The 14,335-nt window shown below is 71.5% G+C and carries 11 protein-coding genes and 3 pseudogenes; 9 read left to right on the forward strand and 5 right to left on the reverse strand.

Annotated features, from left to right (window positions below; translation table 11 throughout):
* Positions 1–33: 33 nt before the first annotated feature.
* A complete protein-coding gene (locus ACZ6I3_RS14710) occupies positions 34–924 on the reverse strand; it encodes a helix-turn-helix transcriptional regulator (protein WP_469414713.1) in 891 nt (296 codons plus the stop codon).
* 229 nt (positions 925–1,153) lie between these two features.
* Here ACZ6I3_RS14710 and ACZ6I3_RS14715 point away from each other — a divergent pair, with 229 nt between their 5' ends.
* The 3 genes from ACZ6I3_RS14715 to ACZ6I3_RS14725 all read left to right on the forward strand — a co-directional run bounded on the left by ACZ6I3_RS14715 (position 1,154) and on the right by ACZ6I3_RS14725 (position 5,661).
* Positions 1,154–2,608, forward strand: coding sequence for an MFS transporter (locus ACZ6I3_RS14715; RefSeq protein WP_469414715.1), 1,455 nt, complete (start codon positions 1,154–1,156; stop codon positions 2,606–2,608).
* Positions 2,609–2,768: 160 nt separating this feature from the next.
* Positions 2,769–3,815 (forward strand): NAD(P)-dependent alcohol dehydrogenase, encoded by a 1,047-nt coding sequence (locus tag ACZ6I3_RS14720; RefSeq protein ID WP_469414717.1) that lies wholly within the window; start codon positions 2,769–2,771, stop codon positions 3,813–3,815.
* 202 nt (positions 3,816–4,017) lie between these two features.
* Positions 4,018–5,661 carry a Na+/H+ antiporter gene (locus ACZ6I3_RS14725; protein ID WP_469414719.1) on the forward strand — a complete coding sequence of 548 codons (1,644 nt, stop codon included), beginning with the start codon at positions 4,018–4,020 and terminating at the stop codon, positions 5,659–5,661.
* Between the two features lie 81 nt (positions 5,662–5,742).
* On the opposite strand, the gene ACZ6I3_RS14730 is transcribed toward ACZ6I3_RS14725, so the two are convergent.
* The gene (locus tag ACZ6I3_RS14730; RefSeq protein ID WP_469414720.1) at positions 5,743–6,327 is read right to left on the reverse strand and encodes a DinB family protein; all 585 of its coding nucleotides are present in this window, start codon (positions 6,325–6,327) and stop codon (positions 5,743–5,745) included.
* Between the two features lie 203 nt (positions 6,328–6,530).
* Positions 6,531–6,902, reverse strand: a pseudogene (locus ACZ6I3_RS14735) (4-hydroxy-2-oxovalerate aldolase); the annotation flags it as partial.
* A gap of 2 nt (positions 6,903–6,904) precedes the next feature.
* Here ACZ6I3_RS14735 and ACZ6I3_RS14740 point away from each other — a divergent pair.
* From ACZ6I3_RS14740 to ACZ6I3_RS14760, 5 genes and pseudogenes are all read left to right on the forward strand, one after another.
* A pseudogene (locus ACZ6I3_RS14740) lies at positions 6,905–7,042 on the forward strand (VOC family protein); the annotation flags it as partial.
* A gap of 60 nt (positions 7,043–7,102) precedes the next feature.
* Entirely contained in the window at positions 7,103–8,173 is a 1,071-nt protein-coding gene (locus tag ACZ6I3_RS14745) for an Ldh family oxidoreductase (protein WP_469415027.1), read from the forward strand.
* The gene (locus ACZ6I3_RS14750) at positions 8,170–8,472 is read left to right on the forward strand and encodes a putative quinol monooxygenase (protein ID WP_469414722.1); all 303 of its coding nucleotides are present in this window, start codon (positions 8,170–8,172) and stop codon (positions 8,470–8,472) included. The genes ACZ6I3_RS14745 and ACZ6I3_RS14750 overlap by 4 nt, the downstream gene beginning before the upstream one ends.
* A gap of 21 nt (positions 8,473–8,493) precedes the next feature.
* On the forward strand, positions 8,494–8,928 hold the full coding sequence (locus ACZ6I3_RS14755; RefSeq protein WP_469414724.1) for a cupin domain-containing protein: 435 nt from the start codon (positions 8,494–8,496) through the stop codon (positions 8,926–8,928).
* Positions 8,925–10,310, forward strand: a complete 1,386-nt coding sequence (locus ACZ6I3_RS14760; protein WP_469414726.1) for an aldehyde dehydrogenase family protein — start codon at positions 8,925–8,927, stop codon at positions 10,308–10,310. Before ACZ6I3_RS14755 ends, ACZ6I3_RS14760 begins: the two co-directional genes overlap by 4 nt.
* 45 nt (positions 10,311–10,355) lie before the next feature.
* On the opposite strand, the gene ACZ6I3_RS14765 is transcribed toward ACZ6I3_RS14760, so the two are convergent.
* Together ACZ6I3_RS14765 and ACZ6I3_RS14770 are read right to left on the reverse strand one after the other, a co-directional pair.
* The gene (locus ACZ6I3_RS14765) at positions 10,356–12,128 is read right to left on the reverse strand and encodes an ABC transporter permease subunit (protein WP_469414728.1); all 1,773 of its coding nucleotides are present in this window, start codon (positions 12,126–12,128) and stop codon (positions 10,356–10,358) included.
* Between the two features lie 5 nt (positions 12,129–12,133).
* Positions 12,134–13,657 (reverse strand): ABC transporter substrate-binding protein, encoded by a 1,524-nt coding sequence (locus ACZ6I3_RS14770; RefSeq protein ID WP_469414730.1) that lies wholly within the window; start codon positions 13,655–13,657, stop codon positions 12,134–12,136.
* A gap of 159 nt (positions 13,658–13,816) precedes the next feature.
* On the opposite strand from ACZ6I3_RS14770, the pseudogene ACZ6I3_RS14775 reads away from it, so the two are divergent.
* A pseudogene (locus ACZ6I3_RS14775) lies at positions 13,817–14,302 on the forward strand (oxygenase MpaB family protein); the annotation flags it as partial.
* Between the last annotated feature and the right edge of the window lie 33 nt (positions 14,303–14,335).

Raw genomic sequence — 14,335 nt, forward strand, 5'->3', positions numbered from 1 at the left:
CGCCCACACGGCGTGGGACCGGCCGGCTCCTGGTCACCCCTCTGCGGTGCGTTCGATCGTCCGGTCGGCGCCCGACATGTCGAGGAGGACGAGCTTGTCGTGGTCGGGGGTGCCGGGTTCGGCGTAGTAGGCGACGAACCGGTGGCCGGGGGAGCCTTCCAGTTGCATGGACTGGTAGCCGGGGGTGAGGTCGCCCACTTCCGGGTGGTGGAAGGTCTTGCTGCCGTGGGTGTGCCACCGCAGGTCGTAGCCGTCCCACAGGGAGGCGAACTCCGGGCTCTTCTTCAGCAGTTCGTCGACCAGCTCGACCAGGTCGGGCGCTTCGGGCTCGATTCCGGCCAGGGCGCGCATGCGTCCGACGACCGCGCGGATCTGCTCGTCCCAGTCGTCGAACAGAGTCTGGGCCGCGGGGTGCAGGAAGACGTAACGCACCACGTTGCGCTTCTTCTCCGGCCAGTCCTCCATTCCGGCGAACAGCCTCAGGCCGCTCGCGTTGCACGCGAGGATGTCCATGGTCCGGCTGATCACGTACGCCGGGAAGGGACGCAGGCTCTCCAGCAGCAGCGCGGTGCCGGGCGGCACGGTCCTGGTCGGTGTGACCGGCTCCACGGGGGTACTGCCCGAGGCGCAGGCGACAAGCTCGCGCAGGTGCTCATGCTCGGCCGGGTGCAGACGCAGGGCGTGGGCGAGGGCATCGACCACGGACGGGCTCGGATTGCGCTCCTTGCCGCGCTCCAGTCGAACGTAGTAGTCGACGCTGACCCCGGCGAGGGTGGCCAGCTCCTCGCGGCGCAACCCGGGAGTGCGGCGCAGCCCGGGGCCCGTCGGCAGCCCGGCCTCTTGCGGAGTGACCTTGATGCGGCGGGCCCGCAGGAAGGTGCCGAGTTCCGTGCCGCCGGTGCTGTTCTGCCGCTCACGTGCCATGCGCTCAGTGTGGCAGCCGGGTGCTGATGAGGCCATGAGCAGGGCGGGAGCCGCGTGGGGGGCCCTGTCACACCCCCGAACAGCGCTCCCCGGCACAACGCGGCCTGCCACCTCTCGCGCCGCGCACGCAGGCTGTACTCCGGGTGGCAGCGCGCCGCGGCGGCACAGCTGCGGCGCACGCATTCGAAGCACCCCGACCCCTTTCACGGACACCGCAGAGGAGCCCTCAGTGTCATCGTCCCTCGCCTCCGCCCAGCGATCCGGCGCCGAGGCCGTGCCCAAGGGGGCCGGCCCAGCGCTGGCGGCCGCGGTACTGGGCTTCTTCGTGATGACGCTGGACACCCTGATCGTCAACGTCGCTCTGCCCGAGATCGGCGACGACTTCGCGGCCGGGATGACGGGACTCCAGTGGGTGGTGGACGGCTACACCCTGATGTTCGCCGCGCTGCTGCTGTCCGCCGGGTCCATCACCGATCGGGTCGGCGCCCGCCAGGCGTTCGGGGCGGGCCTGGTGGTCTTCGTCGCCGCCTCGGCCGCCTGCGGCTTCGCACCGAACCTGGGCGTCCTCGTCCTCGCACGACTGGTGCAGGGAATGGGTGCCGCAGTGATCGTGCCCGCCTCGCTGGCCCTGATCCGGGAGGCGTACCCGGACCGGACCCGCCGCGCCCGGGCGATCTCCGTCTGGGCGATGGGCGGCTCGGTGGGTGCCGCGGCCGGCCCGGTGGCGGGCGGCGTGCTGAGCCTCGTCGACTGGCGGATGATCTTCTTCGTGAACGTGCCGGTCGGGCTGCTGGCGCTGTTCCTGCTGGCCCGGACGCGTCGCTCGCCGCGCGGGGCGGGCACCGGGTTCGACTGGCTCGGGCAGCTCGCCGCGGTCGCGGCGATGGGAGGCCTGACGTTCGCCGCCATCGAGGCCGGTGTGGCCGGCTTCGGCGCGCCCCCGGTGATCGTCGCCTTCAGCGTGGCGGTGGTCGGAGGCGCCCTCTTCCTGGCGGCGCAGGCCCGAGGGAAGAGCCCGATGGTGCCGATGCCGCTGCTGCGCGCCCGCACGATGCTCATCTCGTCGAGCGTGGGATTCGCCCTCAACATCGGCTTCTACGGCATGGTCTTCCTGCTCAGTCTCTACCTGCAGCAGACTCGGGGCCTGTCGCCGCCGGCCACGGGCATGGCGTTCCTGCCGATGACCCTGCTGACCGCGTTCGTCAGTCCGACCACCGCCTGGTTCGCCGCCAGGTTCGGCGCCCGGATGCCGGTCATCACCGGTCAGCTAGTCATGGCCTTCGGCCTCGTGATCCTCGCCCTCGCCCCCGCGACCGCGCCCACCTGGCTGCTCGTCGTGCTGATGATCCCGGTCGGAGCCGGAGGCTCTCTCGCGGTCCCGGCGGTGACGGCGCTGTTGCTGGACCGCGTCCCGGGCGAACGGGCCGGAACCGCCAGTGGTGTCCTCAACGCGTCCCGTCAGGTCGGTGGCGCCCTCGCTGTCGCTGTCTTCGGTGCCCTGGCCGCCCAGCACGGGAGCTTCTTCCACGGCCTGCGTACCAGCCTGCTGAGCGCCGCCGTCCTCGTGCTGGCGACTGCCGCGACCAGCCTTCTGCTCAGGCCCGCCCCCACCGCGGCGACGGCGGCGCCCGCACCCACCACATCCACTGCCGCGACCGCCTTGGAGAAGGAAACACAGCCATGACCGCTCGGTGAACGGCCCCGGATCCGCCTGGTACCGCGGCACCCGAGTGCGCCGGCAGGCCGCATCGAGGCGGGCGGCGTGCCGAAAGACGCCACCCCTGAAGAACAGGCCTGGGCGACCAGGCCTGAGCAAGCAAGCAACCCCCACCTCTGGAGAGAACGTGCTCACCGTCAACGCCTACGCCGCCACGTCCGCGACCGAACCGCTCACCCCCACGACCGTCGAGCGCCGTGACGTCGGCCCGAACGACGTACTCATAGAGATCAAGTACGCTGGCATCTGCCACTCCGACATCCACTACGCCCGCAGCGACTGGGGCCCGTCCACCTACCCGGTCGTCCCCGGCCACGAGATCTCCGGGATCGTCACCGAGGTCGGCTCCCAGGTCACCAAGTACGCGGCCGGTGACCGCGTGGGCGTCGGATGCATGGTCAACTCCTGCCGCGAGTGCGAGCCGTGCCGGAAGGGCGAGGAACAGTACTGCCTGAAGGGGCACACCCTCACCTACGGCGCCGTCGACGAGGACGGGACCCTCACTCAGGGCGGCTACTCCACGCACGTCGTCGTCAATGACGACTTCGTGGTCCGTATCCCCGAGGGCATCGCCCTGGACGAGGCCGCGCCGCTGCTCTGCGCCGGCATCACCACCTTCTCGCCGCTGCACCGCTTCGGCGTCGGCCCCGGCAAGAAGGTCGCGATCGTGGGCCTGGGCGGCCTCGGGCACATGGCCGTCAAGATCGCCCACGCGATGGGTGCCGAGGTCACCGTCCTGTCGCAGTCGCTGAAGAAGATGGACGACGGCCTGCGCCTGGGCGCCGACCACTACCACGCCACCAGCGACCCCGCGACGTTCGAGCAGTTGGCGGGCACCTTCGACCTGATCGTCAACACGGTCAGTGCCAAGATCGACCTGGACGCCTACCTCGGCCTGCTGGCCGTGAACGGCACCCTGGTCAACGTCGGCGCCCCCGCCGAGCCGCTCTCGCTGAACGTGTTCTCGCTGCTCATGCAGGGCCGTTCCTTCGCTGGCTCGCTGATCGGCGGCATCCGCGAGACGCAGGAGATGCTCGACTTCTGCGGCGAACACGGACTGGGTTCCGAGGTGGAGGTCATCCCGGCAGAGAAGATCAACGAGGCGTACGAGCGAGTCCTCGCCTCGGACGTGCGGTACCGCTTCGTGATCGACACGTCGACACTGGCTCGATGACGCAGGCCTGACCCTCGGCAGCGTCCCACTGAGACCACCCCGTGCGAGGTGCCGCGCCCCGAAGCCCTCGTACGGGGTGCCCCCTGGGCCTCCACGTCGCGCAGTTGATCATCCCTGGTGCCGTCGAACCCGCACCAGGACCGGCGCGGTTTCCGTCACTTCGCCGACGACCTCGATTCCTGACCCCTTCGGGAGAAACAACGTGATCGGTCTCGAACTCGTCGTCGTCCTGGGCGTCGCCATCCTGCTGGGCGAGCGCGTCGGACACCGCCTGCGGGTCGCGCCGCCCGTGCTGTTGCTCGTCATGGGCGCGGTGCTGGGATTCGTCCCCGCCCTGCGGGAGGTCCAACTGCCGCCCGAGGTCGTCCTGCTGCTCTTCCTGCCGGTGCTGCTGTACTGGGAGAGCGTGACCACCTCGTTGCGCGAGATCCGACGGGATCTGCGCGGCATCGTGTTGCTGAGTACCGCACTGGTGATCGGAACGGCCGGGGCGGTCGCCACGGTCGCGCACGGTCTGGGGCTGGGCTGGGGACCGGCCTGGGTCCTGGGCGCGGCCGTCGCCCCGACGGACGCCACCGCGGTCGGGGTGCTCGCGAAGGCGCTGCCGCGGCGGAACGTGACGCTGCTGCGTGCCGAGAGCCTGATCAACGACGGCACGGCGCTGGTCCTCTACGGCCTCGCCGTCGGCATCACAGTCGGTGAGGAACACTTCACCTTCCCCCACGTCAGCCGGCTGTTCCTGGTCTCCTACCTGGGCGGCGCCGCCGCGGGGTTGGTGACCGCCTGGCTGGCGATCCGGGCCCGGGGGCTCCTCGACGATCCCCGGCTGGGCAACGTCGCCACCATCCTCACCCCCTTCGCCGCGTTCCTCCTGGCCGAACTCGTCCATGCTTCCGGAGTGCTGGCGGTGGTGATCGCCGGGCTCGTCATGAGCCAGGCGGGCCCGCGCCTGGTGCGGGCCGAGACGCGCCGTCAGGCCGAGGAGTTCTGGTCTCTGGCGACCTTCCTGCTCAACGGTTCCCTGTTCGTCCTGGTGGGCCTGGAAGCCCAGTCGGCCGCGCGAGACCTTGACGGCACCGATCTGACCTCCGCCGTGATCGCCGTCGCAGCGGTCTCGGCGGTGGTCGTCGGCACCCGCTTCGTCTTCCTCTTCACCGTCCCCTACCTGATCCGCCTGCTCGACCGCCGCCCACAGCAGCGGCTGCGCCGCATGACCTACCGGCATCGAGTGGTCAGCGCCATGTCCGGGTTCCGCGGCGCCGTGTCCCTGGCCGTCGCCCTGTCGGTGCCGACGGCACTGGACTCCGGCGCACCGTTCCCGGACCGCGACACCATCGTGTTCGTCACCTCCGGCGTCATCGTGACCACACTGGTGGTGCAAGGTCTCCTGCTGCCGGCCGTGGTGCGCTGGGCCCGCCTGCCCCGCGACACCTCGGTGGAGGAGGAGCGGTTCCTCGCCGAGACGACGGCGACCGAGGAGGCACTCAAGAGCCTCCCCGAAGTCGCGGCCGACTTCGGCACCGATCCCGAAGTCGTGGAACGCATGCGGCAGGAGTACGAAACGCACCTCCAGGTGCTGCGTGCCGGCGGTGGCGAGACCGACGACGAGCAGGTGCTCCGCCACGACCGGCACTACACCGCCATCCGCCTGGCACTGCTGGCCCGCAAACGCGCCGCCGTCCTCCGCCTGCGGGACGAGCGGGAGATCGACGACACCGTGCTGCGGCACGTACAGCGGCAGCTCGACCTCGAAGAGGTACGACTGTCCCGCAGGGGGCGGCCGAGTGACCAGACTGTGGTGAAGCCCGGCCAGGTCGAGGTGCACCTGACGGTCCTGGGGCAGTGACTCGCGCCTGTCCAGGATCTTCGGCAGCCGCAGGAAAGTCGCGTTGAGATGAGCACGCTCACCGGCGAGAGCACCAGACCTCTAAGTCTTGATCGGTGCGGCCGACCTGGCGGCCTGCTCGATCTTCGCGCGGTGGGCTGCGCGGGCTTCCTCGTCGATCTGCTTCTCGTTCTCGGCGCGCACCCCGGTCCGGCCGTCGAGGCCCTCGCGCAGGATGTCGGCGTGCCCGGCATGCCGGTTGGTCTCGCCGAGGACATGGACCATGATGGCGAACAGGTTCGTGTTGAGATAAGGCTCCGGCCACCACGGCACGTGGCCGGGGGCGTCGAGGGGAAGCTCGTTGATCGTCGCGTCCGAGTGCTCCCACGTGCGCCGGTAGAACCCGAGGATCTGATCGCGGGTCTCGTCCTCGCCCGCCCACAGATCGCTGCCGTCGGAGTCCTGCCACCGGGGCAGCGGTTCCGGGGAAGGGCGGTCGAAGACCTCGCCGAAGTACCTGGCCTCGACGGTGGCCACGTGTTTGACCAGGCCGAGGAGGTTGGTCCCGGTCGCTGTCAGAGGCCGGCGGGCGTCGTATTCGGACAAGCCGTCGAGTTTCCAGAGCAGGGCCTCGCGGTCCCGCCGCAGCCTCCCGTGCAGGTTGTCTTTCGCGAATTCATCGATCATGCGGCGTGAGCCTGCCATGGGCTGCTCGCGCTCTCAAGATCCCTTACGTGGTCCGCGACGACTGGCAGAGCCGAGGCCTGGCCATGGGGACCGCCCTGACCTGCCACAAGAAGCTTGCGCAGCAGTCCAGCCTCATGGCTGAGCAGTGAGGGATCCGCAGGACAGGTCTGCGTCGACGTCCGTATTGATGGCGCTGTCCGGGATCAGGACGTCACCTCCGCCTGAGCCACCAGGTCCAGGGCGACGTCGGTGATCATGTCTTCCTGGCCGCCGACCATGCGGCGTCGTCCGACCTCGGCCAGGATGCTGCGGGTGTCCAGGCCGTGACGGGCGGCCGCGGTCTCGGCGTGGCGCAGGAAGCTGGCGTAGACGCCCGCGTAGCCCAGGCTGAGGGTCTCGCGGTCCACCCGGACCTCACGGTCCTGCCGAGGGCGGACAAGGTCGTCGGCGGCGTCCATGAGGGGGAACAGGTCGCAGGCGTGGTCCCAGCCCATGAGGTCGGCGACGGCGATGAACGCCTCCAGCGGGCAGTTGCCCGCCCCCGCGCCCTGACCCGCGAGTGAGGCGTCCACCCGTCCAGGCCGAAAGCCTCGACGACCTCGCCCGCAGCTACGAGCGCGTGCACCAACTCGGCTTCGACATGGCCCTGTCCGTGGGTCAGCACACCAATGACAAGGAACTGTCCTACTACGCCCGCACCCCCTCGGGCTTCGATCCATGGATCCATTGCTGTATACAGGAGTGGATACATCATCTCGACATGAGGGGCCGTCCCATGCCGCATACCGTCGGCGCCGCCGACCTGCTGGGGTTCGCCGCCACCGCCACCGAAGCCCACGGCGTTCCGCCCGCGGACGCCCGGCTGCTCGCTGACACGCTGGTGACCGCCGAGCTGTGGGGGCATCCGTCGCACGGGATGCTGCGCCTGCCGTGGTATCTCAGCCGTATCGAAAGTGGCGCGACCGCCGCGATCGCCACCCCTGAGGTGGTGAGCGACAACGGCGCCGTCCTCGTCGTGGACGGCCACGACGGTCTCGGCCAGATCCTCACCGACCGCGCGGTCACGTGGGGCGTGGAGCGAGCCCGGCACCATGGGATCAGCGCGGTCGCGGTGCGCGACTCCGGGCACTTCGGGACGGCCGCGTACTTCACCCGCAGGGCCGCGGCGGAGAGCTGTGTGGCGCTGCTGGCCACCAACGCCAGCCCGGCGATGGCACCGTGGGGCGGGAAGGAGAAGCGGGTCGGCACCAACCCGTGGTCGATCGCCGCGCCCGGCGGCCGCTACGGCACGGTCGTGATGGACATCGCCAACACCGCCGTCGCACGGGGCAAGATCTACCACGCCAAGGAGCGCGGCGAGCCGATTCCCGAGGGCTGGGCCGCCGACGCGGACGCCGTGCCGACCACCGACCCGCGCCGCGCCATCGAGGGCCTGATCCTGCCGATGGCCGGCCACAAGGGCTACGCCATCTCGTTCATGTTCGACGTCCTGGCGGGCGTGCTGACCGGCAGCGCCTTCGGCTCGTCCGTGGTCGGCCCCTACCAGCCCACCGGCCGCAGCGGCGTCGGTCATCTGCTGATCTGCGTCGACATCCGGTCGATGGCCGACCCGGCCGACTTCGAGCGCCGGATGGAGGCCCTGATCGAGGAGACCAAGTCCACCCCCACCGCTCCGGACACGGCCGAGGTCTTCGTCCCCGGCGAGCCGGAGGTCCGCACCGCTGAACGCCTGCGCACCGAGGGCATCACGCTCGTCGACGACACCTGGGCCTCCCTCGGTCGTATCGCCGAAGCCACCGCCGTAGCCCTGCCCACCCCCGTCACTCCGCAGGAGTTGTCCACATGATCGCGCTGACCGTGTCCCTCCAGGTCGCCCCCGGCTGCCGTGACGACTTCCTCAAGGCCATCGAGGAGAACGCCGAGCGTTCCTTCACCGACGAGGTGGGCTGCCGCTACTTCGACGTCGTGTGCGACCTGGCGGACGACCACCACTTCGTCTTCCACGAGATCTACGACGACGAGGCCGCCGTCGAAGCCCACCGCACCGCACCCCACTTCAAGGTCTGGCGCGAGGCCGCGGCGAAGTACGTCGTCCCCGGCAGCCAGGTCAACACGCTCTCCCGCCGCCTCTTCCACCACTCCTGACCTCTCGAACGGAGCCGCCGCATGTGCACCGAACCCGCCGCACCGAACCTGCTCATCCACCCCGACGAGGTCGAACGCTTCGACCGCGGCGGCGGCGTCGCCACCGTCCCCTACGTCGGCAAGTGGAACTCCGAGAAGGCGGTCATCACCACCGGGCAGACCGTCTTCCAGCCGGGTACCGGCCTGCCCTTGCACAGCCACAACGTCGAGGAGTCGGTCCTGATCCTCGAAGGCGAGGCCACCGCCGAGATCGACGGCGAGTTCTTCGACCTCGAGACCGGCCAGGCGACCTGGGTCCCGGCGGGCGTCCCGCACCGGTTCCTCAACCGGAGCGACGGCGTCATGCGGATCTACTGGGTGTACGGCGGCCGGGACGTCACCCGCACCATCACCGCGACCGGCGAGACCTTCGAGCACCTCTCCGCGAGTGACAAGGGAGGGGCCCCCACCTCATGAGCGCCACCATCCGGATCATCAACCCCGCTACCGGCGAGCGGACAACCACATACGAGGGCTGGGACGCGGGCCGCATCGAGGCCGCCGTGGAGCGGGCGCACACCGCGAGCCGCGCCTGGGCACTGGTCCCGGTGCCCGAGCGAGCCGCCCGCGCCGCCCGTCTCGCCCGCACTCTGCGCGAGCACACGGACCACCTCGCTTCCCTGGCCGTCGCCGAGATGGGCAAGCCGGTGCGGGAGGCCGAGGGCGAGGTGGAGAAGTCGGCCGTCACGGCCGAGTACTACGCCCGGCAGGGACCCGGCATACTCGCCGACGAGCACGTCGAGGTCGACGGAGCGGAGGCCTGGGTGGCATACGAACCCGCCGGCCTCGTCCTGGCCGTCATGCCGTGGAACTTCCCCGTCTGGCAGGTCATGCGCTTCGCCGTCCCCTCCCTGGTGGCGGGCAACGGCGTCCTGCTCAAGCACGCCGCCAACGTCACCGGCAGCGCCCTGGCGCTTCAGGACCTCTTCGTCGAGGCGGGCTTCCCCGAGCACCTGGTGACCACCCTGGTCATCGCGGATTCGGACGTACCGGACGTGACGGCCCGGCTCATCGAGGACGACCGCGTCGCCGCGGTCACCCTCACCGGAAGCAACCGGGCGGGCGCGGCCGTCGGATCGGCGGCCGGACGCGCGGCAAAGAAGTCCGTACTGGAGCTGGGCGGTTCGGACGCCTTCGTGGTCCTCGACGACGCCGATGTCGAGGCAGCCGCCGCGGCGGCGGTGCGGGCGCGCTTCACCAACTCGGGCCAAAGCTGCGTCTGCGCCAAGCGGTTCATTGTCAGCGCCTCCGTGGCGGACGCCTTCACCGCCGCTTTCGTGTCCGGCGTCGAAGCCCTGCGCGTCGGCGATCCGCGCGACCGGGAGACCCAGGTCGGCCCGCTCGCCCGCGACGACCTGCGAGCGGCGATCCAGCGGCAGGTCGAGGACTCCGTCGCCGCCGGGGCCCGTCTCCTCACCGGAGGCAAGTCCTTGCCCGGCGACGGGTACTTCTACCAGCCGACCGTCCTGGCGGAAACCGGCCCCGGCATGCCCGCCTTCGACGAGGAGACCTTCGGCCCGCTCGCCGCCCTCACCGTCGCCCGGGACGACGAGGACGCCGTACGGCTTGCGAACGCCACCGCGTTCGGACTCGGGCTGAGCATCTGGACGGCCGAACCGGGCCGTGGCGTTGCCCTGGCCCGCCGTATCACCAGCGGAGCCGCCTTCGTCAACGCGATCGTCGCGTCCGACCCCCGTCTGCCTTTCGGCGGCGCCAAGCGCAGCGGCTACGGCCGCGAGCTGGCCGCCGCCGGCATCCGGGAGTTCACCAACACACGTACGTACTGGGTCACCGCCTGACACCGGCGGGCAGGGCAGAGCCAGGAATGGGCTGATGCCGGGTCTTCACCCGCTGACGCCCCTCGTCCCCGTCCTTCCTCGCCCCACCGCGCTGCCCGTCACCGCCAGTACGGAGAGCACCACCAGGGCGGCGGCCGGACCCAGCACGGTCCAGGGGGCCAGTTCGGCGTAGGGCTGGTTCTCCGACAGGAGGCGGCCCCACTCGGGGGTGGGCGGCTGTTCGCCGAGGCCGAGGAAGCCGAGTGAGGCGAGGACCAGGACGGTGGTGGGCAGCCGGAGCAGGGCGTTGCGCAGAAGGGCCGGTACCACCGCGGGGAGCAGGTGGCGGCGCAGCAGGTGTGTCCGCCCGGCCCCGAGTGCGACGGACGCGGCGATGTGACCGCTCGCGCGTTCCTGTTCGAGCAGGGCGGCGGTCTGGGCGGCGTAGGGGCTCCAGCCGACCGCGCAGACCGCGCAGGCCGCGCCCCACACCGACGGTCCGGTCACGCCCGCGATCAGCAGTCCCGCGAGGACGGCGGGCAGCGTCGACACGACCTCCGTCGGACCGGCGCTCGCCCGCGGGGCCATGCCCAGCAGGAGTCCGGTGACGGCGCTGAGCGTGGTCACGGCGAGGGCGACCCCCGCCGTGCGCACCGCCCCGTGGCCCAGCCGGGCCAGCAGATCCCGGCCCAGAGCGTCGGTGCCCAGGGGGTGGTCGAGGGAGGGGGACAGCAGTCGCGCCGTCGTGTCGACCTGCAGCGGGTCGCGCAGGAGGCCCGCCGTGACCAGGGCGAGCAGCCCCAGCGCGCAGGCCGCGGTGATCCAGCGCAGGGAGCGCGACGGGACGAGTGGCGGCCGGTGCAGCGCCGGCAGGGCGCCGTCGCGCAGGGGGCGGCCGAGGAGCGCGTGGCGCAATGCCCGGATCAGGACGCCGGCGCTCACGCCGAGCAGGACCAGGGCCAGCGTCGCCGTCTGCAGCACCGGGAGGTCCTGCGCGACGGCGGCCTCCAGGGCGAGTCGGCCGAGCCCGGGGATGTTGAAGATCTTCTCCACGGCGACCGCACCGCCGACCAGGGCGACGACGGTCGGCAGCAGTTGCGGCAGCATGCCCGGCAGGGTGCGGCGCAGCGCGCCCCGGGCGATGTGGCCGGGCGGGAGGCCCACGGCGTACGCCGTGCGCGCCCACGGTTCGTGGAAGGCGGCGGGCAGCGCCTGGTCGAGCAGTCCGCCCAGCATCGCGCCCGACGGGATGCCGAGGGCGAGCGAGGGCAGCACCATCGACCGCGGCCCCTCCCAGCCACTGGACGGGAACCATCCCCACCACACCCCGCACACCGTGGCCAGCACGGAGGCGAGCAGGAACTTCGGCAGCGCGGCCAGCACGGCGGCCGTCGTACCCGCGCGGTCCTGCCGCAGCCGGCGCCGGGAGCCCAGGAACACCGTGCGGGCGCATACCAGCGCCGCCACGACGGCGGTGACCGTGAACGCGCCCAGCATCAGCGTCAGGGACACCGAAAGGGCGGCCCCCACCTGCGGCATGACGGCTTCTCCGGACACCCACGAGACGCCCGCGTCCCCGTACGGCAGACCGCCCGCCCAGTCGGCGAGATGCGCGAGCGGGCCTTCGTCCAGGCCCAACTGCTCCCGTACGGTGGCCAGTTCGGCCGGTGTCGGGTTCTGGTCGGCGGCGCGGGCGCGCAGCACCGTGCGGGCCGGGTCCGCGCCGGTCAGCCACGGCAGCAGAGCCACCGCCCCGAGCAGCGCGACTCCGGAGAGCACACGGCCGGCCGCCGCCGGCCAGAGGGACAGGCGGGCGGCCGGGGCGTGGGCGACGCTCATGCGGGCTACTTGACGCGCGTGTCGACGTCGACGAGGGAGCGCTCGCGCGGGTCGAGGATCACGCCCTCGACATCGGCCGCGATGCCCTGCACGGCCTGCTCGTGGACCAGCGGCAGCACGGCGTCCGTGCGCAGGATCTCCGCCTCCGCCTTCATGATCTTCTCCTGACGGCGCTCCGTGTCGCGCTCGGCGGCTGCGGCCCGGATGGCCTTGTCCACGGCGGCGTCCTTCAGGCCGGGGAGGTTGTAGACGCCTTCGCTGGTGAAGTCGCTGGCGAGGTAGTCGACCGCGTCACCGGTGTCGAGCAGCGTCACGCGCGAGAAGACGAGGGCGTCGTACTTGCCCGCGAGCAGGTCGGCCTCCATCTGCGTGTACTCGCGCACGTCCTGCTTCACCGTGAACCCGGCCTTCTCCAACTGCTGCTGGAGCACGGTCGCGGCCTCCGGCAACTCGGCCCGGTTGGTGTAGGTGGCCAGCCGCAGGGTCCTGCCGTCGGCCTCTGACTTCACCTGGGCGGTGGTCGCGCCCTCGGCGCGGCCGGTCACCTTCACACGCCGGTCGGCGGCCCAGGGGACGGCGGGTCCGAACAGACCCTCGGCGGGGTCGGCGTAGCCGCCGAAGACGGAGTCGACCAGAGCGGAGCCGTCGACGGCCCCGCGGGCGGCGGCACGCAGTCCGGCGTCGGTGAACAGGCCGCTGCCGGTGTTGAGGATCAGGCTGTCGGTGCGCACGGAGGGCACTTCGTGCCGGGTGCCCTCGGCGAGCAGCTTCGCCTGGGCGGTGGGGATCCACTCGGCGATGTCGGCCTCGCCGCCGCGCAGGGCGTTGGCGCGGGCCGTGCCGTCCGCGATCCAGCTGACGTCGATGCCCGGCGCCTTCGCCTTGCCGCCCCAGTAGCCGTCGAAGCGGGTGAGGGTCGCCTTGGCCTTGCCGCTGAGCCGGGTGATCTCGAACGGGCCGGTGCCGGTGCCGACCGGGCTGACGGCGCCGTCCTTCGCGTACGCCTTCGCCGACAGGATCGCCAGTGCGGGGCTGGCCAGGCGCAGCGGCAGCACCGGGTCCGGCGACTTGGTGGTGAGCGTGACGGTGTCGGCGTCCTCGGCCTTCGCGGTGAGGGCCACATCGCTCAGCACGCGGGGCTTGGGCTTGGCCCGGCCCGCGTGGTCGAGGGCGTCGACGACGGACCGGGCGCTGAGTTCGGTGTCGTCCTGGAACCTGGCCTTGCGCAGTTCGAAGGTCCAGGTGGTGTCGCCCTCCTGCTTCCAGGACTTCGCCAGCGCGGGCTTGGCCGTCCCGTTCCTGTCGAGGGCGGTGAGGCCCTCGGCGACGGACAGCTTGCTCAGCACGGTGGCGTCGTTGCTGTACGGGGACAGCGCCTGCACCGGCGGCACGGCCAGCGCGACCCGCAGCCGACCGCCCGATCCCGCTCCGGCGCCCTCGCCGTCTCCGCTGCCGCTCGGCGCGAAGCAGCCGGCCAGCAGAGGGGTGAGAGCGAGTGCCGCTATGAGGCCGCGGGAGGTGGTGCGCATGTCGAGTCCTGTCGTGCGGGAGGCCGGGCATGCCGCTGAGGCCCGGTGCGGGCTCGATCGGCGCCGTCAGCCTATAAGGGGAGCCTTACCAAACCTTTAACCGGGTGGGTGAAATCTCAACGACTGGACGGTGCTGCGGGTGCTCTTGCGGTGTCGATTTGTTGTTCGAGCGACTCGTATCCGCACGTGCTGCGCGGGTCCGGGTTCCGGCTCACCGAAGCGGAGGCCGACCGTCACATCGGCGAACACCGGCAGAGGCGCCCGCCTGGTGGGACTCGATCCGGGCACCGTACCGGCCGACCGGAGAAGGCGCGCCCGGACCTGGCCCTCGGACCCGAGGCACGCGCAGTGGACGACTGCCTCCTCCACCCGCCGACGCACCCGCTCCTGGTACCGGCGCGGGAGGTGCTCCGGCGGCGCGTGGCACAACTGGCGTACGCCTCTCTGCCTCCGTACGCCCACGAGTTGTACGGCAGACCGGCCCCCGCACCCGCCACCGCCGCCCGGCAACTGCGCCTCACCGGTCTCCTGTTGCGCCGGATCCCCGCACGTCTGCGATGGCGACTCCCGCCCAAACACATCCTGGGCGCCATGGCGAGGCTCGGCCCCGACGCGCGCCCGGCACCGTACAAACTCGGACGATAGGCCGCCATACTGAGTGGGCCAGTGGGAGGAGCG

This window comes from Streptomyces sp. NPDC041940 (assembly GCF_055589465.1).